Source organism: Acidovorax radicis (assembly GCF_020510705.1).
Classification (GTDB): domain Bacteria; phylum Pseudomonadota; class Gammaproteobacteria; order Burkholderiales; family Burkholderiaceae_C; genus Acidovorax; species Acidovorax radicis_A.
In genome coordinates, this window is sequence record NZ_CP075184.1 from 2,830,697 (window position 1) to 2,853,569 (window position 22,873).

Annotated in this window: 18 protein-coding genes; 15 read left to right on the forward strand and 3 right to left on the reverse strand. The window is 64.8% G+C overall.

Annotated elements, in window-relative coordinates; translation table 11 throughout:
- Nucleotides 1–43: 43 nt before the first annotated feature.
- The 5 genes from KI609_RS12915 to KI609_RS12935 all read left to right on the forward strand — a co-directional run bounded on the left by KI609_RS12915 (nucleotide 44) and on the right by KI609_RS12935 (nucleotide 5,086).
- A complete protein-coding gene (locus tag KI609_RS12915; protein ID WP_226443804.1) occupies nucleotides 44–982 on the forward strand; it encodes a LysR family transcriptional regulator in 939 nt (312 codons plus the stop codon).
- Between the two features lie 97 nt (nucleotides 983–1,079).
- The gene (locus tag KI609_RS12920) at nucleotides 1,080–2,222 is read left to right on the forward strand and encodes an NAD(P)/FAD-dependent oxidoreductase (protein ID WP_226443806.1); all 1,143 of its coding nucleotides are present in this window, start codon (nucleotides 1,080–1,082) and stop codon (nucleotides 2,220–2,222) included.
- Complete coding sequence (gene gluQRS / locus KI609_RS12925) at nucleotides 2,219–3,238, forward strand: tRNA glutamyl-Q(34) synthetase GluQRS (RefSeq protein ID WP_226443807.1); 1,020 nt, start codon at nucleotides 2,219–2,221, stop codon at nucleotides 3,236–3,238. Before KI609_RS12920 ends, gluQRS begins: the two co-directional genes overlap by 4 nt.
- Nucleotides 3,235–3,999, forward strand: coding sequence for a tRNA (guanosine(46)-N7)-methyltransferase TrmB (gene trmB / locus KI609_RS12930; protein ID WP_226443808.1), 765 nt, complete (start codon nucleotides 3,235–3,237; stop codon nucleotides 3,997–3,999). Before gluQRS ends, trmB begins: the two co-directional genes overlap by 4 nt.
- A 34-nt stretch (nucleotides 4,000–4,033) precedes the next feature.
- Nucleotides 4,034–5,086 (forward strand): GGDEF domain-containing protein, encoded by a 1,053-nt coding sequence (locus KI609_RS12935; RefSeq protein WP_226443809.1) that lies wholly within the window; start codon nucleotides 4,034–4,036, stop codon nucleotides 5,084–5,086.
- A 96-nt stretch (nucleotides 5,087–5,182) separates the two neighbouring features.
- Here KI609_RS12935 and KI609_RS12940 read toward each other — a convergent pair whose 3' ends face one another.
- A complete protein-coding gene (locus KI609_RS12940) occupies nucleotides 5,183–8,167 on the reverse strand; it encodes an HD domain-containing phosphohydrolase (protein ID WP_226443810.1) in 2,985 nt (994 codons plus the stop codon).
- Nucleotides 8,168–8,269: 102 nt separating this feature from the next.
- Nucleotides 8,270–10,897, reverse strand: a complete 2,628-nt coding sequence (gene alaS, locus KI609_RS12945; RefSeq protein ID WP_226443811.1) for an alanine--tRNA ligase — start codon at nucleotides 10,895–10,897, stop codon at nucleotides 8,270–8,272.
- 290 nt (nucleotides 10,898–11,187) lie between these two features.
- Between alaS and KI609_RS12950 the strand changes: the two genes are divergently transcribed.
- From KI609_RS12950 to KI609_RS12990, 9 genes are all read left to right on the forward strand, one after another.
- The gene (locus tag KI609_RS12950; RefSeq protein WP_226443812.1) at nucleotides 11,188–12,105 is read left to right on the forward strand and encodes a dihydrodipicolinate synthase family protein; all 918 of its coding nucleotides are present in this window, start codon (nucleotides 11,188–11,190) and stop codon (nucleotides 12,103–12,105) included.
- Between the two features lie 37 nt (nucleotides 12,106–12,142).
- Complete coding sequence (locus KI609_RS12955; RefSeq protein ID WP_226443813.1) at nucleotides 12,143–13,090, forward strand: 4-hydroxyproline epimerase; 948 nt, start codon at nucleotides 12,143–12,145, stop codon at nucleotides 13,088–13,090.
- A gap of 28 nt (nucleotides 13,091–13,118) precedes the next feature.
- The gene (locus KI609_RS12960; RefSeq protein WP_226443815.1) at nucleotides 13,119–14,234 is read left to right on the forward strand and encodes an NAD(P)/FAD-dependent oxidoreductase; all 1,116 of its coding nucleotides are present in this window, start codon (nucleotides 13,119–13,121) and stop codon (nucleotides 14,232–14,234) included.
- 20 nt (nucleotides 14,235–14,254) lie between these two features.
- The gene (locus KI609_RS12965; protein ID WP_226450388.1) at nucleotides 14,255–14,515 is read left to right on the forward strand and encodes a 2Fe-2S iron-sulfur cluster-binding protein; all 261 of its coding nucleotides are present in this window, start codon (nucleotides 14,255–14,257) and stop codon (nucleotides 14,513–14,515) included.
- Nucleotides 14,512–15,879 (forward strand): FAD/NAD(P)-binding oxidoreductase, encoded by a 1,368-nt coding sequence (locus KI609_RS12970; protein ID WP_226443817.1) that lies wholly within the window; start codon nucleotides 14,512–14,514, stop codon nucleotides 15,877–15,879. Before KI609_RS12965 ends, KI609_RS12970 begins: the two co-directional genes overlap by 4 nt.
- Nucleotides 15,880–16,029: 150 nt before the next feature.
- Nucleotides 16,030–16,665 carry a TRAP transporter small permease gene (locus tag KI609_RS12975; protein WP_226443819.1) on the forward strand — a complete coding sequence of 212 codons (636 nt, stop codon included), beginning with the start codon at nucleotides 16,030–16,032 and terminating at the stop codon, nucleotides 16,663–16,665.
- A gap of 38 nt (nucleotides 16,666–16,703) precedes the next feature.
- On the forward strand, nucleotides 16,704–17,969 hold the full coding sequence (locus KI609_RS12980; protein WP_226443820.1) for a TRAP transporter large permease: 1,266 nt from the start codon (nucleotides 16,704–16,706) through the stop codon (nucleotides 17,967–17,969).
- Between the two features lie 58 nt (nucleotides 17,970–18,027).
- The gene (locus KI609_RS12985) at nucleotides 18,028–19,053 is read left to right on the forward strand and encodes a TRAP transporter substrate-binding protein (RefSeq protein ID WP_226443821.1); all 1,026 of its coding nucleotides are present in this window, start codon (nucleotides 18,028–18,030) and stop codon (nucleotides 19,051–19,053) included.
- A gap of 85 nt (nucleotides 19,054–19,138) precedes the next feature.
- On the forward strand, nucleotides 19,139–19,813 hold the full coding sequence (locus tag KI609_RS12990; protein ID WP_226443822.1) for a GntR family transcriptional regulator: 675 nt from the start codon (nucleotides 19,139–19,141) through the stop codon (nucleotides 19,811–19,813).
- A 140-nt stretch (nucleotides 19,814–19,953) separates the two neighbouring features.
- Here the strand turns inward: KI609_RS12990 and KI609_RS12995 are convergent, their stop codons facing one another.
- Nucleotides 19,954–21,372 (reverse strand): PLP-dependent aminotransferase family protein, encoded by a 1,419-nt coding sequence (locus tag KI609_RS12995; protein WP_226443823.1) that lies wholly within the window; start codon nucleotides 21,370–21,372, stop codon nucleotides 19,954–19,956.
- A gap of 202 nt (nucleotides 21,373–21,574) precedes the next feature.
- On the opposite strand from KI609_RS12995, the gene gabT reads away from it, so the two are divergent.
- Nucleotides 21,575–22,867 (forward strand): 4-aminobutyrate--2-oxoglutarate transaminase, encoded by a 1,293-nt coding sequence (gene gabT, locus KI609_RS13000; protein WP_226443824.1) that lies wholly within the window; start codon nucleotides 21,575–21,577, stop codon nucleotides 22,865–22,867.
- The last annotated feature ends 6 nt before the right edge of the window (nucleotides 22,868–22,873 follow it).

Sequence of the window (22,873 nt, forward strand, 5' to 3'; positions counted from 1 at the left end):
TTGATGGCATCATTCAAATTATCTGAACCAGCGGATAGTCACCATGCAAAATGCACGCGATGTTCTCACCCCCGACGCACTGACCATGCTGCAGGTGATCGCGGCGGCAGGCAGCTTTGCCGCAGCCGCGCGGCAGTTGGGTCTGGTTCCCAGCGCGCTGACCTACCGGGTGCGGCAGATCGAAGACGCACTGGACGTGCTGCTGTTCGACCGCAGCGCCCGCCAAGCCCGCCCCACTGAAGCGGGCAGGGAGCTGCTGCGCGAGGGCGCACGCCTGCTTGAAGACATTGATGCCGTGGCCCATCGCGTGCGCCGCGTGGCCACGGGCTGGGAGCCGCACCTCACGATATCGGTCGATGGCATCATTTCGCCGTACACCATGCTGGAGTTGGTGGACGCTTTTTATGCCATGGGCCCGCCCACCAGGCTCAAGCTGCGCGACGGCATCATGACCGGCACACTGGAGGCGCTCACATCGGGCCGCGCAGACCTGGCCATCGGCGTGTCGATCGCCAGCGGCAGCGTGGCGGGCATGCAGCAGGCGCCACTGGGTGAAATGCTCTTTATCTATGTGGTGGCGCCGCACCACCCGCTGGCCAGCGCACCCGAGCCCATCACCGATGCCATGCTACTGGAGCACCGCGCCGTGGCCGTGGCCGATTCGGCTACCCGGGGCGGCGCCACCATGGGCTTGCTGGGCGGGCAAGATGTCCTCACCGTGGACACCATGCAGGCCAAGGTGCAGGTACAACTGCGTGGTCTCGGAGGCGGTTTTTTGCCCGAACCCATGGTGCGCCCCTACCTCGAGGCAGGCCGCCTGGTGCAGCGCCGCGTGTCCCGGCCCGAGCGCAAGGTCCGCGTCGACTATGCCTGGGGTGGGCCGGGCTTCACCGCACCGGGTCGCGCGCTGCAATGGTGGCTGACGCAGTTGCAAAGCCCGACCACACGCAAGGCACTGCTGGAAAACCACCATCATTTCTGATGCGGATCAAGGGCCCATGAGGGTCTGGCGCGTGTAGAGTGGTCGCTGTTGGTTTCGCATTGCATTTCACCCGCCGAACGTCACCGAAAGGCCTTCCATGAGCAAACCCGATCCTCTTCCCGCCAAACGGCTGCGACGCGCCAGCGCCTCCGCAAACGCGGCTGCCACAGCCCCTGCGGCACCTCTTGCGGCCTCCGGGAAAGCGCAGCGCCATTTCGCCATCATCGGCGCCGGCATGGCCGGCATTGCCTGTGCGCGCACGCTGGTGCAAGCCGGGCACCGCGTGACAGTGTTCGAGAAATCATCGCGCGCGGGTGGCCGCACCACCACCATCGACACTCCTTTTGGCAACTTTGATGCAGGGGCCCAATACTTCACCGTGCGCGACCCGCGTTTTGCCCGAGCCATCGACAGCGTGCCGGGCGTCTGCAAACGCTGGAGCGCCAATTCCGTACAGGTCCTGGATGCGGCAGGCAATGTGACTGCCGTGGGCCTGCCCCATCGCGAAGCCCACTGGGTGGCCACCCCCGGCATGCAGTCGCTGGTAACCACCTGGGCCGAGCCCCTGCTGCAAACCGGCCAGCTCATCACGAACACCTGCGTCACCCACATCGAACAGGACGCGCTGAACGCCCCTGGCTGGCAAGTGCGCACCGAGGGGCCCGGCGGAGGCAGGCAGGTGTATGCGGGGTTTGACGCCGTGCTGCTGGCTCAGCCGTCAGTGCCCGCTCAGGCGCTGCTGGCAAGCTCGTCGGTAGATACCGTCTTGACGGAAGCCATGTCCCAGGTGTCCATTGCGCCCTGCTGGACCCTGATGCTTGCCTACCCTCAAGCGGTGCGCCCCGGCTTGACCACGCTAGGCCCACAATGGAATGCTGCACGCAGCACCCACCACCGCATTTCTTGGCTGGCCCGCGAGTCGTCCAAACCTGGCCGCACGGTGATAGAGCGCTGGACCGTGCAGGCCAGCCCGGCCTGGTCCGCCGAGCATCTGGAAGACGACGACGCCCGCGTTCAGGCCAAGCTCATCAAAGCCTTTGCCGAGATCACTGGCATCCGCGCTGAGCCCGCGCATGCGGATACGCGCCGCTGGCGTTACGCAAAAACCACCCACCCACTGGGTCGCAGTCATTTGTGGGACGCCACCACAGGCCTGGGCGCCTGTGGCGACTGGTGCCTGGGACACCGGCTTGAAGACGCATTCTTGTCGGGACTGGAACTGGCACTAGCGGTGGCATGACTGCGAGTGCGGGCGCCAACCCGTCGCCGCGCGATGAGGGGCGCGACGGCGAGCGGTATGTGGGCCGGTTTGCCCCCTCCCCCACGGGCCCGTTGCATGCGGGCTCGCTGGTTGCGGCGCTGGCCAGCTGGCTCGACGCCCGTGCCTGGAAAAACGGCCTGGGCGGCCAGTGGCTGGTGCGCATTGAAGACGTGGACACGCCTCGCTGCGTGCCGGGTGCCGCCGAGTTCATCCTGAAGCAGCTGGCCACCTGCGGCCTGCTGCCAGATGAGCCCCCCGTATGGCAATCCACACGAGGGGCGCTTTATCAGCGCGCATTGGACCGGTTGATTGCACTGGGGCATGTTTACCCTTGCGCCTGCTCGCGCAAAGACATCGAAGACGCCAACGCGGCCCTGGGCCACGCCCGCGAACGCCACGCCGCGCTGCCTTATCCCGGAACCTGCCGCCATGGGTTGCAAGGCCGCAGCGCGCGATCATGGCGGTTCAATGCGACAGAATTCAAGCAAAAACAACCGCTTGCGCCTATCAAACATAGCTTTGATGCTATCAATTCAGAACATCACGGTGCATTGCAATGGCAAGACCGGCGACTGGGCGTTCAACGGCAAGACGTGGCGAGCACCGTGGGAGACTTCGTGCTGCGCCGTGCCGACAGCCTCTGGGCGTATCAATTGGCGGTGGTGGTGGATGATGCAGATCAGGGAATCACTGAGGTGGTGCGGGGCGAGGACCTGGCCGACAACACCCCACGCCAGATCTTGTTGCAGCAGGCGCTTGGTGTGCCCACCCCCTGCTACCTGCATGCGCCGCTGGTGTGCGGCGACAACGGAGAGAAGCTATCCAAACAGAATGGCGCCCAAGCCCTTGACCTGAATCAACCCGTACGGGCCTTGTCGCAGGCCGCATTCACACTGGGTTTGCCGGTGTTGGCAGATCCTGACAATATTTGTGTCTCGGACGCACTGGCCCACTGGGTGGCAGCGTGGCGACGAAACTACAATCACCCATCGTGAACGAATTGACCACAGCTTCTGTCCCTCTCAGCGCCGTGCCTGCTGCAGCACCGGCGCCTTCAACCCCAGGTGTTGCGCCTGCGGGCGTTACCCATCCCAAGACCATCAAGAGTTTTGTGCGCCGCGCAGGCCGCACCACCACAGGTCAGGCCAAGGCTTTTGAAGACCTGGGCCCGCGTTTCATCGTGCCCTACACGCCCGCCCCGCTTGATGCTGCCGCCGTTTTTGGCCGCAACGCGCCGCTGGTGCTGGAAATCGGGTTTGGCATGGGCGAGGCCACGGCGCACATTGCGCGCGTGCGCCCTGAAGACAATTTCTTGTGCTGCGAGGTCCATGAACCCGGCGTGGGCGCACTGCTCAAGCGCATTGGCGAGCAGGAACTCACCAACATCCGCATCCTGCAGCACGACGCCGTCGAAGTCATCGACCACATGGTGCCTCTGGCAAGCCTGGATGGTGTGCACATTTTCTTCCCAGATCCCTGGCATAAAACCAAACACAACAAGCGCCGCCTGATTCAGGCGCCGCTGGTGGCCAAGCTGGCAGCGCGCCTCAAACCCGGCGGCTACCTGCATTGCGCCACCGACTGGGAGCCCTACGCAGACCAGATGCTGGAGGTGCTGGGTGCCGAGCCGATGCTTCAGAACACCGCCACCGGCTTTGCGACCCAACCCGATTACCGCCCGCTGACCAAGTTCGAGAACCGCGGCTTGCGGCTGGGGCACGGCGTGTGGGATCTTGTGTTTCTGCGACGTCCCTGACCTACAGCACCCCTCGGTCCGCCACTACCCGCCCATGAAACCCATTCTGCAGAACTTGGTCGAAATGACCGGTCACCGCGATCATTTGCGGTTGGAAGTGTCGGTGTTGTCCACGCTACAAAAGCTCAGCAGCATCACCGAAGTGCGGGCTCTGGAGATCTTCACTGACGCAGGGGTGCCCCATGTACGGCCCCGTACCTGGGTGGAAGACAGTGGCCAGCTGGTGTCTACCGACTCGGAGGCTGCCGCAGATCCCCGCCGGGAATCGCTGGACCACTACCCCGCCTTGCGCGACTGTATTGCCAAAAAAGAAAGCAGCGCCGTTTCGTCACCCCGCAAGGGCTGCCATGTGTTGTGGCTGCCTGTGTGGATGCACGACAAGGTCAGCACGTGCCTGGAGATCACACAGTCACGCCCGTTGTCTGCGCACAAGCTGGATGTGATCAAGGGCGTGTTTCAGGTTTACCAGAACTACCAGAGCCTGCTTGACTACAGCGAGCGGGATGCGCTCACCGGCCTGTTCAACCGCAAGACATTTGACGAGCAGTTCTCCCGCCATGCGATGAATGGCCTGGACAGTCGCTCGAGTGCTATTTCAGAGTCATTTGCAGTGGAGGACGGCGCCGCAGGGGATGAGCCGGTTCAGCAGTGGCTGGCGGTGGTGGACATCGACCACTTCAAGCAGGTCAACGACCGTTTTGGGCACCTGTATGGTGACGAGGTTCTGATCCTGATCGCCAACATCCTGCGCTCCTCGTTTCGCAGCCATGACCGCATCTTCCGCTTTGGCGGTGAAGAATTTGTGGTGCTGCTGCGCTCGACCACACTGAGCACGGCCCACAAGGTGTTCAACCGCTTCCGTCTGGCGGTGCAGGAATACCACTTCCCGCAGGTGGGTCAAGTGACGGTCAGCCTGGGCTTTGTGAGCACGGCGCAGGGTTCTCCCGTGGAAATTCTGGGCCAGGCGGACCAGGCGCTTTACTACGCCAAGGAGCATGGCCGCAACGAGGTGTGCTTCTATGACGACCTCGTCGCTGCCGGTCACCTGGTCACCAAAGTGGCCAACGACGACGTCGAACTGTTCTGAGCGCCTGCCCGTTGTCCGCGCCTTCAACGAGCGCTGGGGGCAGGCGCTAGCCAGCAGCACAGCAAGCGCCGCAAAGAGCGGAAAGTGCCGGCTGCGTCAGCCCAACGACTGCATGATGGCTTGCACGTCGACGCCATCGTGCTGCGCCTGTGGCAAGAATTGGTCTGCATATTCGCGCCACACGCCGCTCGTCAGAAAGAAACGGAACACATCGGCATCAATATGCCGATCTCGCACCATCTGGGCCATGATGGCGAGCGATTCCGACAACGTCTTGGGTGGCTTGTAGGGGCGATCCGAGGCTGTCAATGCCTCAAAAATGTCTGCCAAGGTCATCACACGGTCGGCCAGTGTCAGGTCTGCGGCCTTGAGCCGCCGTGGGTAGCCTGTGCCGTCCAGCTTCTCGTGGTGCGACCCCGCAATCGACGGCACACGCGCCAGATGGGGAGGAAACGGCAGGCCGCTGAGCATGATGATGGTCTGCACAATGTGGTCATTGATCTTGAATCGGTCTTCGGCTGTGAGCGTGCCGCGCTGGATCGAGAGGTTGTGCAACTCGCCCAGATGGGCCTCCTGGGGAGGCAGCGTCATGTCAAAGCCCCAATGGTTGGCAGGATTGCCGGGCTCTACCGGCGGACGTCTTGTACCCCATGGCACGATATGTTCGGGACGGTCTGCCAGCAAGGGCTCATTGGCGGGCGTGGGGCGCACCGGTACAGTCTCCAGCCGCGCCTTCTCCGCCTTCGACAAGCCCAGCCGGTCATCAAAGTGGCGTTGCCACACCTGCCGCCCGATCACCGCAAGCCGCGCTCTATCGGCATCGGCCATGAACTCTCCACCCACATTGCTCCGGGCCACAAAGGCAAAATCGTCCTGCAGGCGCTCGCGGCGTTGCAGCAGTTCGCGCTGCAGGCGCACCGGATCAACACCCGCAACGTGCTGCTTCCAATAGTCGAGCTCGGCATCGCGCCAGAGCACCTCAAATCGCATGCGTACTTCGTGGATGCGGTTGTAGAGCGCTTCCAGCTTGGTGGCCTTGTCAATGATGTACTCGGGGCTTGTGACCTTGCCGCAATCGTGTAACCAGGCCCCGAGGCGAAACTCATAGCGCTCGTTCTCTGTCATCGCCACCTGGGCAAAGGGACCTTCCTTTGTGTCGCACATGCGCTGCATCAACGACTCGGCCAACTGCGGCACCCGCTCGCAGTGGCCACCGGTGTAGGGGCTCTTGGCGTCAATGGCATCGGCCAGCAGGCGGATGACACCATCCAACAGCTTCTTTTGCCCGTCGATCAGGCTGCGCGTTTCAATGGCCACCGACAAGGTGCCAGAGAGCTTTTCTACAAAGGCCCGAAAGTGGGCATCGTCTTGCGACCTATCGGCCACGTGGCGCAGCACCAGCAAGCCCAGGGGCTCGCCATCCCGGGTGCGCAACTGCACCCGCAACACGCGCTGGGGCGGCATGGCCCCGCTGTCGTCTTCATGCAGATCCGCCACCTGCGGTTCCGCGTGGTTGACAAAATGCGCCATGCCCAGATGTTCGGGATAACGCGACTGTTGCTCGGGGTCTTCGCAATAACGTGCGGTGCGCAGCAGCCCTGCGCGTTCGGGCTCCACGAGATAGACCGCGCCGCCAGTGCAACTGGTGGCACGCACCAACTCGTACAGCACGCTCGACAGCATCAGGTCGGTGCGCGACTCCGCGCTGATGTGGTGGGTGATGTGCAAAAACTCCTGAATGGTGTCCGACATGCGGTCCATCACTTGGCCCAGTTCGCGCACCTCCCGCACGGGTGACACGCGGTGCGTGGGCCGCCGGAAATCAAACCGCGCCAATGCCTGCGCCTGCGTGGCAAGCCCCGTCAGGCTGCGCCCTACACGCCGCCCCGCCAACCAGCCAAATGGCAGCATGAGCCCGATCAGCGACAAGGAAAGCCACACCTGGCGCCGCAGGTTGCTGTTCACATTGGCCAACAGCTCGCGGGTGGGAATGGCCATCAGAATGTGCAAACCTCGCCAGCGCATCGACTCCAGCGGCAAGACATGGGCCAGCCATTCCTCGCCATTGGCAACCAGACGGCGAGACTGCCCTTCTTTCAAACCCAGCGCCTCGATGGCTTCAAGGCTTGCAACCCCCAGGTCGCTGAGCGTGCCCAGCCGCAGGCCGGTTGGCTCCGCCCCGTCACGCAACAGCACGCGGGACATGTCGGGGTAGGCCAGAACACGAAGACTGTTGTTCACCACCGCGATTTCGGTGCGGGGCATCAGGCGCAGCCCGCCAATCTCACGCCCCAGGTCGCTCAGGGCCACATCAAGCCCTATCACTGCGTGCCCGTCTTCGCTGGGCTGACTCAGTGTGACGCCCACCTCCTGCGTCGTAAAGAACACGTACGGTTCGGTCAGAATTTGAGTGTTCTTTTCCATTGCTTCGACATACCAGGGACGCGTGCGTGGGTCATACCGGTAGTCTGTACGTATCGACGAATCAATCAGATGCAGGGCAGCGTCGTAATGGCTCCAGCGCCCCACCATGGTGTTTGCGCCGCGCTCGCGGGCCACCGATTGCACCAGGAAGGCGGCGTCGCGGGGGGCGCCGATGCGCTCGCGCAAAGCATCGCTGCGCACCGGGCGCACCAGCAGGAACTGCCCGTCGGGGTAACCAACGAACACCGCCGACAACAACGGGTTTTGCGCCAGCATGTTTGCCAGCACGGGCAGGCGGCGCAGTCGCAACGGCAATGTGGGGGCAGCAGCGATGGGGTCGAAGGCCAGCAGACGGATCGTGGCATCGGCCGGATCCACGATGCGGTGCACCCGCTCCCCGATCAACTGGCTGATGTGCTGCGCACTGTCATCTGACGCGTCAATGATGGCTTGTCGCGCACTGGAGCCCACCTGATAAGCCATCAGCGCAGTGAGCAACAGCATGGCCGCCACCACCACGCAAGCGATCAACACCTCAAACGGAATCGCGACGCGGCGCCACCAGGGAAGGTCAGCCGCACGCCCACCAGAAGTGACCGGCAAGTGATCACGAACGACAGGTGGCGGCTCAGGCACGCTTTTGCGCAAGGTGTCCATGCGCTTGAATGTAGGGGGAAAGGCGGCCTGCCGTCACCCCTTATTTCGCCCGCAGGCCGTAGTGAATTCGGGCGCCGCAGCGGCCGCAGCGCCCCAAGCGGTTTAACCGAGCTGCTGCGTCACCCATCCTTGGACCGACGCCAAGGCAGCGGGCAATTGGGCAGCATTCGTGCCGCCTGCCATGGCCATGTCAGGCTTGCCGCCGCCCTTGCCGCCCACTTGCTGGGCCACAAAGTTGACCAGCTCACCGGCCTTGAGCTTGCCAACGCTGTCGGCCGTGACGCCTGCAGCGATCTGCACCTTGTCGCCGTCCACGGCGGCCAGCACGATGGCGGCGGTCTTGAGCTTGTCCTTGAGCTTGTCCATGGTGTCGCGCAGGGTCTTGGCGTCGGCGCCGGGCAACGCGGCAGCCAATACCTTGATGCCCTTCACGTCAACAGCCTGGTTGAGCAACTCATCACCCTGGCTGGAGGCCAGTTTGCCCTTCAAGGCCGCCACTTCCTTTTCAAGGGCACGCGCGTTGTCCAGCGCCTGGCCAATGCGGCCATTGAGTTCGGCCACCGGGGCCTTGAGCGTGCTGGCGGCCTGGCTCACGGTGTCTTCGAGTTGCTGGAGGTAAGCCAATGCATTGATGCCTGTCACGGCCTCGATCCGGCGCACCCCTGCAGCCACCCCGCCCTCGCCCACCACCTTGAACAGGCCAATGTCGCCCGTGCGCTGCACATGGGTGCCGCCGCACAGCTCGCGGCTGGTGCCGATGTCGAGCACGCGCACGGTTTCGCCGTATTTTTCGCCAAACAGCATCATCGCGCCGGTCTTCTGGGCCGACTCGATGTCCATTACGCGGGCCTGCGTGGGCTGGTTGGCCAAGACCTCTTCATTGACACGGCGCTCGATCTCGCGGATCTCGGCGGCCGTCACGGCACCGTTGTGTGTGAAGTCGAAGCGCGTGCGGTCCGCATTGACCAAGCTGCCTTTTTGCTGCACATGGCTGCCCAACACTTCGCGCAGGGCCTTGTGCATGAGGTGGGTGACCGAATGGTTGCGCACCGTGGCGGCGCGCACCGCCGTGTTGACCTGCGCCTGCACCGTGTCGCCCACATTCAACGTGCCCTCTTCGAGCGTGCCGTGGTGACCAAACACATCGGCCTTGATCTTCTGCGTATCGCCCACCGCGAAGCGGGCCGAGCCGCTGGTGATGACACCTTCGTCGCCCACCTGGCCGCCGCTTTCGGCATAGAAAGGTGTCGTGTCGAGCACCACCACACCGTGTTGTCCTGCTTTCAGCGCTGCAGCGCTTGTGCCATCTACGTAGAGTGCTACTATTTTTGCAGTCTCTGCCAGGTGCTCGTAGCCGGTGAACAGATTGGCCGCGCCAGCGTATTCCAGCGTCTTATCCATCTTGAACTTGCCCGCAGCGCGGGCCTGGGCCTTCTGCTTTTCCATGGCGACCTTGAAGCCGGCCTCGTCCACTTCCACATCGCGCTCGCGGCACACGTCGGCCGACAGGTCGAGCGGAAAGCCATAGGTGTCGTGCAGCTTGAAGGCCACGTCGCCGGGCAGCACCTTGGCCCCACCGTCCAGCGTTGCATCCAGGATTTCCATGCCGTTGGCCAGCGTTTCAAAGAAACGCTCTTCCTCGGCCTTGAGCACGTCGGTGATGCGCTGCTCCTGCTCGCGCAGTTTGGGGTAGGCATCACCCATCAAACGCACCAGGTCGGCCACCAGCTTGTGGAAGAACGGCGTCTTCTTGCCCAGCTTGTAGCCGTGGCGGATGGCGCGACGCACGATGCGGCGCTGCACGTAGCCGCGACCTTCATTGCTGGGGATCACGCCGTCGCTCACCAAAAACGCGGTGGCGCGGATGTGGTCGGCGATCACGCGCAGGCTCTTGTTGCCCAGGTCCTTCTCACCGGTCTCGCGCGATGCGGCCTTGATGAGCTGGTCGAACAGGTCGATCTCGTAATTGCTGTGCACGTGCTGCAGGATGGCAGCCAGGCGCTCCAGGCCCATGCCGGTGTCCACGCAGGGCGCAGGCAACGGGCTCACCGAGCCGTCTTCGGCCATGTCGAACTGCATGAACACGTTGTTCCAGATCTCGATGAAACGGTCGCCGTCCTCATCGGGGCTGCCTGGGGGGCCGCCGGGGATGTGGTCGCCGTGGTCATAAAAGATCTCGCTGCACGGGCCGCAGGGGCCGGTATCGGCCATCATCCAGAAGTTGTCGGACTTGTAGCGGCCGCCCTTGTTGTCGCCGATGCGGATCACGCGCTCGGGGGGCAGGCCGATTTCCTTGGTCCAGATGTCATAGGCCTCGTCGTCTTCCTGATAGACCGTGGCCAGCAGGCGCTCGGGCGGCAGCTTGTAGACCTCGGTCAGCAGCTCCCACGCCCACTTGAGCGACTCGCGCTTGAAGTAGTCACCAAACGACCAGTTGCCCAACATTTCAAAGAAGGTGTGGTGGCGCGCGGTGTAGCCCACGTTCTCCAGGTCATTGTGTTTGCCGCCCGCACGCAGACAGGCCTGCACCGACACAGCACGCTTATAGGGGCGTTTGTCCGTGCCCAGGAACACGTCCTTGAACTGCACCATGCCGGAGTTGGTGAACATCAGCGTGGGGTCGTTGCCGGGCACCAGCGGGCTCGACGCCACGACGGTGTGGCCCTTGGAGACGAAGAAATCCAGGAAGGACTTGCGGATGTCAGCGACAGAAAAAGTGGGAGTGCTCATGGTGTTGTGGAGTGGTTGCACGGAGCAGGCAGACCGCAGGCCCCGCACCTGAGCGCTGCCTGTCGCTGCCCCTATGGGGACCAACCTTTCATTATAGGTTTGCAGGCCTGGGGCCCGTGGCGGCGCCGCGACAGTGACGGCTGGCACAGGGTTTGCCAGATTCCTTGGCATCCCCTGCCCCTTGCTCACCTCGGAGTCGATTGTTTTAGCCCAAATTTTCGCTTGCCGACATCAAATATCTTGTTAATATATTAACAATCTCATCGCCCAACGCACCCAAGGAGCACCCTGTGAACCCACAACCCCGCTGGCAAGGCATCTTCCCCGCCATCACCACCAAGTTCCACGCCGACGAGTCCATCGACGCCGAGGGCACGGCCCGCCACATCGACTTCCAGATCCGCAACGGCATCCATGGTCTGGTCACCTGCGGCTCTCTCGGCGAAGCCAGCACGCTGTCGCTTGAAGAAAAACTCCAGGTCACCAAAATTGCCCTGGAAGCTGCGGACGGCCGTGTGCCCGTGCTGGCCAACGTGTCTGAAACCAGCACCCGCGAGGCCCTGCGCTACATCGACGGCGGCAACAAGCTCGGCGTGGCGGGCTATATGGTCATGCCCTCGGTGATCTACGTGGCCGACGCCCGCGAGGCCATAGCCAATGTGCGCGCCATGGCCGCAGCCGCCCAGCGCCCCCTGATGATCTACAACAACCCCGTGGCCTATCGCGTGGACCTGAAGCCTGAACACATGGTCGAGCTGGCCGACTGCGAGTGGATCGCCGCCATCAAGGAAAGCACGGGTGACATCCGCCGCATTACCGACCTGCGCAACACCGTGGGCGACCGCTACCAGCTCTTTTTGGGCGTGGACGACCTGGCCTACGAAGGCCTGGCCCTGGGCTGCGATGGCCTGCTGGCCGGCGTGGGCTGCGCCTTCCCGCGCGAAACCGTGGCGCTGTACGACCTGATGAAGGCTGGCAAATTTGCCGAGGCGCTGCCGCTGTACCAGTGGATGACGCCCATGCTGCACCTCGATGTGTCGAACAAGCTCGTGCAGAACCTCAAGCTCATCGATGCGCTGGTGGGTGTAGGCACCGAACACATGCGCCGCCCCCGTCTGCCACTGGTGGGCGAAGAGCGCGCGTTTGTGGAGAGCGTGGTGCGCAAGGCCCTGGCCACGCGCCCAACAAAATACCAGTCTGTCGCCTGAGACACTGAGCGCCCTACTCCGCCACGACCAGAGCACCATGCAACGCATCCATGTGATCGACTCCCACACCGGCGGCGAGCCCACCCGGCTTGTCATTGACGGTTTCCCCGACCTGGGCACCGGCACCATGGCCGAGCGGCGTGCGCTGCTGGCCGAGCGCCACGATGCCTGGCGGGCCGCCACCGTGCTGGAGCCGCGTGGCAGCGATGTGGTGGTGGGGGCGCTGCTTTGCACACCGCAGGACCCGGCCAACGCGGCGGGCGTGATCTTCTTCAACAACAGCGGCTACCTGGGCATGTGTGGCCACGGCACCATCGGGCTGATCGCATCGCTCGCCTACCTGGGCCGCATCACGCCCGGCGAGCACCGCATCGAAACCCCGGTGGGCACCGTCACCACCACGCTGCACACCGACGGCTCTGTCAGCGTGCGCAACGTGCCCGCCTACCGCCTGCACCACGCGTTGGCCATCGAGGTGCCGGGCTACGGCCGCGTGGTGGGCGACGTGGCCTGGGGCGGCAACTGGTTCTTTTTGATCTCCGATCACGGCCAGCGTGTGGCCAGTGACAACCTGGAGGCGTTGATGGACTACAGCTGCGCCGTACAGCAGGCCCTCAAGGACCAGGGCATTCGGGGCGACAACGGCGGCGAGATAGACCACATCGAACTGTTTGCCGACGACGACAATGCCGATGACCCCGCCGATAGCCGCAACTATGTGCTGTGCCCCGGCAAAGCGTATGACCGCTCCCCCTGCGGCACCGGCACCAGTGCCAAGGTGGCCTGCCTCGCGGCAGACGGCAAGTTGCAGCCCGACCAGGTGTGGCGCCAGGCCAGCATCATCGGCAGCCAGTTCGAGGCCAGCTACACGCTGCAGGGCGATGGCAAGGTCATCCCGACCTTGCGGGGTCGCGCCCACATGAGCGCCGAGGCCACGCTCTTGATTGAAGACGCGGACCCCTTCGGCTGGGGCATCCGGCTGTAACCCGGCCCTGTTGCTGCACCTGCGCCCCATGCAACACACCGATGTCCTTGTGATTGGCGCCGGCATCGTGGGCGCGGCCTGTGCCCATGCCCTCACCCAGGCCGGACTGTCGGTGCGTGTCATCGATGCGCGCCTCGGCGGCGCCACGGCGGCGGGCATGGGCCATCTGGTGGTGATGGACGACAACCCGGCCGAACTGGCGCTAAGCCAAACATCGCTCGACCTCTGGCACGCCTGGGCACCCCACATGGATGCGGGCTGCGCTTTCACCGCCTGCGGCACGCTCTGGCTGGCTGCCAACGATGCAGAACTGCAGGCGGCGCATAACAAGCGCAGCACCCTGCAAGCGCACGGCATCGCCTGCGAGATGCTCGACGCTACCGCCCTCGCCCGCGCAGAACCCGCGCTGCGCCCCGGTTTGGCGGGTGCGCTCAAGGTGCAGGGCGACAGCGTGGTCTATGCCCCGCGCGCAGCCCAGTGGCTGCTGGACCAGGCCGCAGCCCAAGGACACTTGATCTTTGAGCAGGCTGAAGCCACACACATCGACGGCCACACCGTCACCCTGCGCGATGGCAGTCAGCGCAGCGCGGGCGCCATCGTGCTGGCCAGCGGCATCCAGGCCCCCCAGCTGTGCCCCGGCCTGCCGCTGCGCCCCAAAAAGGGCCACCTTGTCATCACCGACCGCTACCCGGGCACCGTGCGCCACCAACTGGTGGAGCTGGGCTACATCACCAGCGCGCACCACAGCGACGGCACCTCGGTGGCCTTCAACGTGCAGCCCCGGCCCACAGGGCAGTTGCTGATCGGCTCGTCGCGCGAGTTCGACACCACCGACCCCGCCGTCAACAACGCCGTCATGGCGCGCATGCTGCAACGTGCGCTCGACTACCTGCCGGGCCTGGCCGACCTGAATGCCATTCGCACCTGGACCGGCTTTCGCGCCGCCACGCCCGACAGCCTACCCCTCATTGGCGCGCACCCCGAACACCCGCACCTGTGGCTGGCCGTGGGCCATGAAGGGCTGGGCGCGACCACCGCCCCGGCCACCGCGCAATTACTGGCTGCGCAAATCACAGGGGGCACGCCAGCGATCGACCCCACGCCCTATGCACCTGCACGCTTTGCGGGCCTGAACACGCCATGACCATATCCGCCCCCACCCAGGTGCACATCGTTGTGAATGGCGCGCCCCTGCAGGTGCCTGCGGGGACCAGCGTGGCCGCCGCGTTGGCGCAGCAAACACCAGGCACCACGCGCACCTCGGTCACTGGCGAGGCACGGGCACCGCTGTGTGGCATGGGCGTGTGTCACGAATGCAGGGTCCGCATCCATGGCCGCACCCGCCTGGCGTGCCAGACGGTCTGCACCGAGGGCATGTCGATACACACCGATGTCGGCACGGCGCCTGGGAGCGCCACGTCATGACCCAGCCAGTGACCCAGCCCATGACCGAGCAACCATCGGCGCACGAGCGCTGCGACATCCTCATCATCGGCGCCGGCCCTGCAGGGTTGGCCGCAGCCCTGGCCGCCGCGCCCAGCGGTGCATCGATCACCATCGTGGACGACAACCCGCAGCCCGGCGGGCAAATCTGGCGCGATGGCCCCCAGGTGGTCTTACCTGCCCTGGCCCAGCAACATCGCACTGCACTGAGCCAGCACGCCAACATCCGCCTGCTGCGCAGCACCCGCGTGGTGGGCCTGGGTGCCCCACAACCCGGCGACAAGGCCCCCGCCCTGCTGCTGGAAGACGCTGACCGAGGCTGGACCCAGCACAGCCACCGCATCATCCTGTGCACCGGAGCCCGCGAGCTTTTGCTGCCCTTCCCGGGCTGGACATTGCCCGGTGTGACGGGTGCCGGCGCCTTGCAGGCCCTCATCAAGGCAGGGCTCGACGTTCAGGGCCAGCGCATCATCATCGCAGGCACCGGCCCGCTACTGCTGGCCGCTGCTGCCACCGCCACAAAAGCCCGTGCCACCGTGGTGCGCGTGGCCGAACAAGCGCCGTGGCGCGCACTCGCAGGCTTTGCGGCGCAAATGCCGCGCTGGCCCGCCAAGGTGGCGCAGGCCCTCACGCTGCTTCACCCGCGGTTGCGCGCCAGCAGCCATGTACTGGAAGTCCAAGGCACCACGCAGGTGCAAACCGTGCGGCTGCGCAAAAGTCAACATGCAGAAGAGACCATCGCCTGCGACCGCGTGGCCTGCGGGTTCGGGCTGGTGCCCAACACTCACTTGGGGCAGATGCTGGGCTGTGCGCTGGGCGGGCCGCTCAGCGGTGGCCAGGGCCTGGCCGTGAATGCGCACATGCGCACCAGCGTGCCCGGTGTGTACGCCGCCGGTGAGAACACCGGTTTTGGCGGCAGCGAACGCGCACTGGTTCAGGGCGCCATGGCGGGCCATGCTGCGGCGGGGCATGTCAAGCAGGCCGAAGCGCTGCGCCCGCAACTGGCACGCTGGGAGGGTTTTGCACAGGTGCTGCAGGCTTCTTTTCCACTGAACGACGCACTCAAGACACTGGCACAGCCCGACACCCTGGTGTGCCGCTGCGAAGACGTGCCCTACGCCGCGCTCACGCAGCGCAAAGGCTGGATCGACGCCAAGCTCCACACCCGCTGCGGCATGGGCGCCTGCCAGGGCCGCATCTGCGGCGCAGCCACGCAGCACCTCTTCGGCTGGACGCCCGCGCCGCCACGGCACCTGCTGGCACCCGCACGCATTGGCACGCTGGCCGCCTGCACGCCCGCACCTGCACTCATGCCCAGTAGCGAGCCTGCAGCGCCCTCGGGCTGACAGGCGCACCGCCCGTTTTCCCCGTCCTCCTTTTCAGGGCTTACCCGCACCCAGCAGGCATCTATCTTGCTTTTAAATATATTTGTTAGATATTAAAAATCGCAAGACTTCTTCTTCCCTCGGCAAGCCCTCCTCCCCCGAAACCACACCATGCCCACGCTCACCAGCCCACCCGCCCCACAAGCTGCATCGCCGCGCGCCCCCGTCCGCTGGGTGCTGGCGCTGTCCACGCAGGTTCTGCGCATGGAGCGGCATCTGCTCACCGCCCTCATGACCTTGCTGGTGCTGCTGATCCTGCTCAACGTGGTCACGCGCTACACCGGCATGCCGATCTACTGGGTGGACGAGGCGGCGGTCTATACGGTGGTCTGGCTGACCTTTGTGGGCGCCTCGGTCATGACGCGGCTGCGCATGGACTTTGCTGTGACCATGCTGACCGACCACCTCGGCGCGCGGGGTGCCCAGGCGTCCAAGGTGGTGGCCACATGCGGCGTGCTGCTGTTTGGCCTGGCCATGCTGGTGATGTGCTGGGTGTGGATGGACCCCATCGGCATTGCGCGCTACGGCTTTGACGCCAAGGAGTTTGCGGCCGAGAGCTTCAACTTCCTCTACACCGAGCGCACCCAGACGCTGAACTGGCCCACCTGGGTGCTGCAGCTGATCCTGCCAATCTTCTCTGCCACCTTCAGCGTGCATGCGCTGGCCAACCTGCTCGAAGACATGGGCGCCGCAGAGCGTGTGCAGCACGCAGGCTTTGACGTGGTCAACGCCGACGCCGTGAACTGAACGCCACCCACGCACGCAAAACCCACCAGAGCCCGACCATGATCACCATCCTGTTCTTCCTCGCCGCCTTGATGGTGGGTGTGCCCATCGGCGTATGCCTGTGCCTGTCGGGCGCGGTGTACATCCTCAGCATCGGCAGCCCGGTGCTGTTCCAGTCCTTTCCCATGCAGATGTTCGGCGGGGTGGACAGCTATGGCCTCATCGCCATCCCGCTGTTCATCCTGATCGGCGAGATCATGAACAGCGGCGGCATCACGCGGCGGCTGGTGGACCTGTCCATGGCCTTCATCGGTTCCGTCAAAGGGGGGCTGGCCTACGTGAACATCCTGGCCAACATGCTAGTGTCATCCATCATCGGCTCGGCCACCGCGCAGGTGGCCATCATGTCGCAGGTCATGGTGCCCGAGATGGAAAAGCAGGGTTACGACAAGACCTTTGCGGCAGGCCTCACGGTGTATGGCGGCATGCTCGGGCCCATCATCCCGCCCTCGGTGATGTTTGTGGTCTACAGCGTGCTGGCCCAGGTGGCCGTGGGCGACATGCTGATTGCGGGCATCCTGCCCGGCGTGCTGCTCACGGTGCTGTTCTTCGTCGTGATCGCGCTCATGGGCTTCGTCTACAACTACCCACGCAGCGAAAAGCGCACGCTGGCCCAGCGCGCGTGCACCGTGGTGCAGGCCAGCCCCACGCTGCTGATCCCCATCATCATCGTGGGCTCCATCCTCAGTGGCCTGGCCAACCCGACCGAATCTGCCGCCGTGGGTGCGCTGGTATCGGCGCTGGTGGGTCGGTACGTGACCAAGGAATTCCGCTTCAGCGCCATGCCGGCCATCCTGCTGCGCTCGGCCATTTACTCCGCCATCGTGCTGTTCCTGGTGGCGGCAGCGGCCGTGTTCTCGTGGTTGCTGATCTACGGCAAGGTGCCGCAGATGGTGGCCGCCTGGGTGCAGACCGTGGCACACGACCCGGTCACCTTTTTGCTGCTCACCAACGTGATCCTGCTGGTCATCGGCACGGTGATCGACGGCATCCCCGGCCTCATCATGACCGCGCCCATCCTGCTGCCGATTGCCACCGAGGTCTATCACATTGACCCGCGCCACTTTGGTGTGGTGATCGTCGTCAACCTGGTGCTGGGGCTGATGACCCCGCCCGTGGGCCTGAGCTTTTTTGTCGCGTCGGCCGTCACCGGGGCCAAACCCGGAAAGATGTTCATCGTGACGCTGCCGTTTTTCATCATCAGCTGCGTGGCGCTGGTGATGTTGTCGCTGTTCCCCAGCCTGTCGCTCGGTTTGCTCAAGTAGCCCGCCGCGCAGCAAATCCCCCGTCCCCCTCCCAAGGTTCTTTCACACGGAGTTCACCATGACGACCCAGCCCGCCAACACCAGCACTGTCACCCGCCGCCATTTCATCCAGCGCCACGCCGTGGTCGCTGCCACCGTCACGGGGCTGGGCTTTCCAGCGCTGGTGCGCGCCGCCGACGCCAAGGAGTTTCGCCTGGGCCTGATCACGCCCGCAGGCCACTCCTGGAACCGCGCCGCACTGCAGTTTGGCGAAGCGCTGAAGAAGGAAACCGATGGCCGCCTGAGCGTCACCGTCTTCCACTCGGGCCAGTTGGGCAACGAGGCGGCGATGATGCAGCAGCTGCAGTCCGGCGCGCTCGACATGGGCTGGATCCAGGCCGCCGAGCTGGGCTCGCGCGTGGCCAGCATCGCGGCCATCAATGCACCGTATCTGGTGCGATCCACCCCCGCCGTAGCCAAGCTGGTCAAGCACCCGGCCGCCACCAAGCTGCTGGAGGTGCTGCCCCGGGAGACCGGCACCATCGGCCTGGGCTGGGGCATCACCGGTATGCGCGCCGTGTTTTCCACCAAGGACATCACCGTGCCCACCGACATCAAGGGCATGAAGCTGCGCATCAACCCCACGCCTGTGTACCGCGACTTCTACCAAATGCTGGGCGCCGCGCCCACGCCCATCCCCACGCCGCAGGTGTTTGATGCGATGAGCAACGGCCAGGTCGATGGGCTGGAGGCAGACATCGAGTTCTCATGGAACCAGCGTTTTGACAAGGTAGCCAAGACCCTGCTGCAGATGAACGCCCTGTTCATGCCATTCGCGCCACTGGTGTCCGGCCGCATCTGGCAAGGGCTGGACGCCAAGGACAAGGACATCATCCGCAAGCTGGTGGCCCAGTCGCTGGATGCGCAGATCAACGACATCGTGACCACCGAGGCCGGGCTGATCGAAAAGTTCAAGGGCACGTCCATCGCCTTCAAGACGGCATCGTCGTTCAACCCCGACGGCATCGTCCAGGAGTTCGACAAGCTGTGGCTGCCCAAGGCACCGCAGATTGCCGAGCTGCGCAAAGCGGGCGCAAGCCTCTGATGAGCCCAGCGAGGACCGCATCCGATGGCCTTGGCCTAAGATGCGGCCTCTCGCAACGCCCTGCCCTTCACGCCTTCCACGCCAGATGACACTCCGCCGCCCCGCCCCCCAGCAAGACCCCGCGCCCAAGCGGCGCGCGGCGGACGTGGCCTACGACGCCATCGAGACCATGATCTCCACGCTACAGCTGCAGCCCGGCAGCCCCGTGGTCGAGGCCGAGATCGCCGAGAGCACGGGCCTGGGCCGCACGCCGGTGCGCGAGGCGCTGCTGCGCATGGTGTCCATCGGGCTCATCGTGCAGCAGCCCCGGCGCGGGCTGCTGGTGTCGCACATCGACCTGGCCGACCACCTGGACGTGATACAGACCCGCCGTGTGCTGGAGCGCCTGCTGGCCTCCAACGCCGCCCGTCGCGCCACCGCGCCAGAGCGCCAGGCCATCGTGCGCTGCGCCGAAAACATGGTGCAAGCCGCAGCGCGCGGCCACCTGGAAGACTACATGCTGGCCGACCATGAACTCGATCTGGTCATCCACCAGGCCAGCCAGAACCACTCGGCCGTCAAATGCGTGCAACCGCTCATCGTGCAGTGCCGCCGCTTCTGGTACGCCTACCAGCACGAAGGCGAGGTGTCGGAAGGCGCCCGCGCGCACATGCAATTGGCCCAGGGCATCGCCAGCGGCGACGAGGCCCAGGCCGTGGCGGGTGCGGAGCAGCTGATGGAATACCTGGAGCGGTTTGCGCGGCGCATCATTGACCGGTAGTCCATCCCCAGCGCCTGCGACCGAATGGACAGCTGCCTTGATGAATTTGCTATTGTTTTTACAGCTATTAGCGCTTATTAGATAAGCGCTAGCGGCCAAAAAGACTTAAAACTCTGGCAAAGACGGCGACGGCGGCGAGCCTATTCCGCCACCTGCTGGCCCATCTCGATGCGCTGCTCCAGAAAGCGCCATAGGCGCTCGTCTTGGCTGAACGCCACGTTAAAGCGCAGCCAGCCCGTGGGGCGCGGTTCCACCAGAAACAGCTGGCCCGGCCCGAGCATGATGCCCGCACCCGTGGCCTCTTTGGACAGCTCGGCACTGTCGGGCAGGTCGGGGTGGCGTGCCCACAGGTACATGCCCGCCTCGGGCTCGTGGAACAGCTCAAACCCCAGGTTCAGCAAGCGCCGCCCCACGGTGCGGTGTGCCTCGGCCAGGCGCTCGCGCAGGGACTTTAGGTGCTTGCGCCAGCGCCCATCGGTCACCACGCCAAAGGTGATGCGCTCGGTGATCTCGGACGAGGTCAGGCCCGAGATCATCTTGAGCTGCACCAGCTCATCGAGCAGATCGCGCCGCGCCGCCAGAAAGCCGGTGCGCAGGTTGGGCGAAATCGTCTTGGAGAAACTGCCCAGGTAGATCACGCGGTTGAGCTGGTCCAGGCTGGCCAGCGAGGGGCGCACACCGGGGTCCATGTCGGCATAGATGTCGTTCTCCACCAGCATGAAGTGGTGCTGCTCGGCCAGTTGCAGCAGCCGGTGCAGGTGCGCCACCGATGCCACCGAACAGGTCGGGCTTTGCAGGCGCGGCTGGGTGAAGAACACCGTGGGCTGGTGCTCGGCCAGCAGGGCCTCCAGTGCGGGCAGGTCGTAGCCGGTGGCGGTGCGCGGCACACCCACCACCTGGGCCCCTGCAAAGCGCAGCATGAACAGCAGGTTGGGGTAGCCGGGGTCGTCCACCAGCACCACGTCGCCGGGCTTGACGAGGCGGCGCGCCACCAGGTCCAGCGCCTGGCTGGAGCCCTGGGTCAGCAGCACCTGGTCGGCGTCCACCGCCAGATGGTGTTCGGCCAGCGACTCGGCCACCACCATGCGCAGTGCCATATGGCCATGCGGTAGACCGTAGCCGTCCAGCTCGGGGCCGTCGGACGACAGCTGGCGCATGCTGCGTTTGACCGCGTCGCTGAACAGCCAGTCGTGCGGCAACCAGCCGCAGCCCGGTTTCATGGGCAGGTTGCGGTTTTCAAAAATTTGTTTGAGATACCAGCGCGCATCAAAACGGGGCACGGCCTGCTCGGGCGCACCAGCGCCGGGCGCAGCGCCCTCATCGCCCCGCCGCTTCACAAAAAAGCCCGCATTGGCCCGCGACACCAACCAGCCCTGCGCCACCAGGCGGTCATAGGCCTCGACCACGGTGAACACGCTCACGCCGTGCGCAGCGGCAAAAGCACGGATGGACGGGAGTTTGCTGCCGGGTTTGAGCACCTGCCCGGTGATGAGCCCCCGCAGACCGTCGACGATCTGGCTGACCAGAGGTGTCTGGAGGTCGGGGCTGAGAGTGAGCATCAGGAGAGCAAAAAAGGGGGCGAATTGTGCACTGGGTTGGCGCACACCAAATCAGGGATTGCCTGTACAGGATTCTAGACCTGCACAGTGCGCGCCAAACAGCGCTGCGCTGTACATGGACGGGCCGTGACGTGACTTCCAGAATTCGTTCAATTCCTGGTTTTCATCCCCTTTTTGTCCTTCACAGCCACCGCCCCACACCATGCAGCAAGACCGCCACTTCACCAACGCCGCCCTCCTCACCCGCCGCCACGCCGCCGTGGCCCGGGGCGTGGGCCAGGCCCATGACCTCTTCATCCACAAGGCCCGCAATGCCGAGCTGTGGGATGTGGAGGGCCGCCGCTTCATCGACTTTGCCGGTGGCATCGCCGTGCTCAACACCGGCCACCTGCACGCCGGTGTGATTGCCGCCGTGAAGGCCCAGCTGGACCTGTACACCCACACCTGCTTTCAGGTGGTGGCGTATGAGCCCTACGTGGATGTGTGCGAACGCCTGAACACCCTGGCCCCTGGCGCGTTTGCCAAAAAGAGCCTGCTGTTGACCACCGGCGCCGAGGCCGTGGAAAATGCCATCAAGATCGCCCGAGCCTACACCAAGCGCCCCGGCGTGATCGCCTTCACGGGCGGCTACCACGGCCGCACCAACCTCACGCTGGGCCTGACCGGCAAGGTCGCGCCTTACAAGATTGGGTTCGGCCCCTTCCCTGGTGAGATGTACCACGCCCTTTTCCCCAATGCACTGCATGGCGTAAGCGTGGAGCAGGCGCTGCACTCGGTGGAGCTGATCTTCAAGAACGACATCGAGCCCGAGCGCGTGGCTGCCTTCATCGTTGAGCCCGTGCAGGGCGAAGGCGGCTTCTACGTGGCCCCGCCGGAATTCATCACCGGCCTCAAGGCCCTGGCAGACCGCTACGGCATCCTGCTGATTGCCGACGAAGTGCAAACTGGCGCGGGCCGCACGGGCACCTGGTTTGCGTGCGAGCAATGGCCGGTGGCCCCGGACCTCATCACCACCGCCAAGTCGCTGGCGGGCGGCTTCCCCTTGTCGGGCGTGGTGGGCCGCGCCGACGTCATCGACGCGCCAGCGGCCGGTGGCCTGGGTGGCACCTATGCCGGCAGCCCCGTGGCCTGCGCTGCAGCCCTGGCCGTGATCGATGCGTTCGAGCAGGAAAACCTGCTGGCCCGCAGCCAGGACATGGGCGCGCTGCTGGTCCATGCGCTGAAAGACATGGCTGCCAAAGTCCCCGCCATCGGCGACGTGCGCGGCCTGGGCGCTATGGTGGCGATCGAGCTGTTTGAAAACGGCGATGTACACCGCCCCGACGCCGCACTGACCAAAAAGGTCGTGGCCGAAGCCGCGCGGCGCGGGCTGATCCTGCTGTCCTGCGGCACTTACGGCAACGTGATCCGCATCCTGGTGCCCCTGACCGCATCGGACGAACTGCTGCACGAAGGCCTGGCCATCCTGGCCGACAGCTTCGCGGCTGTGGGCTGAATTTTT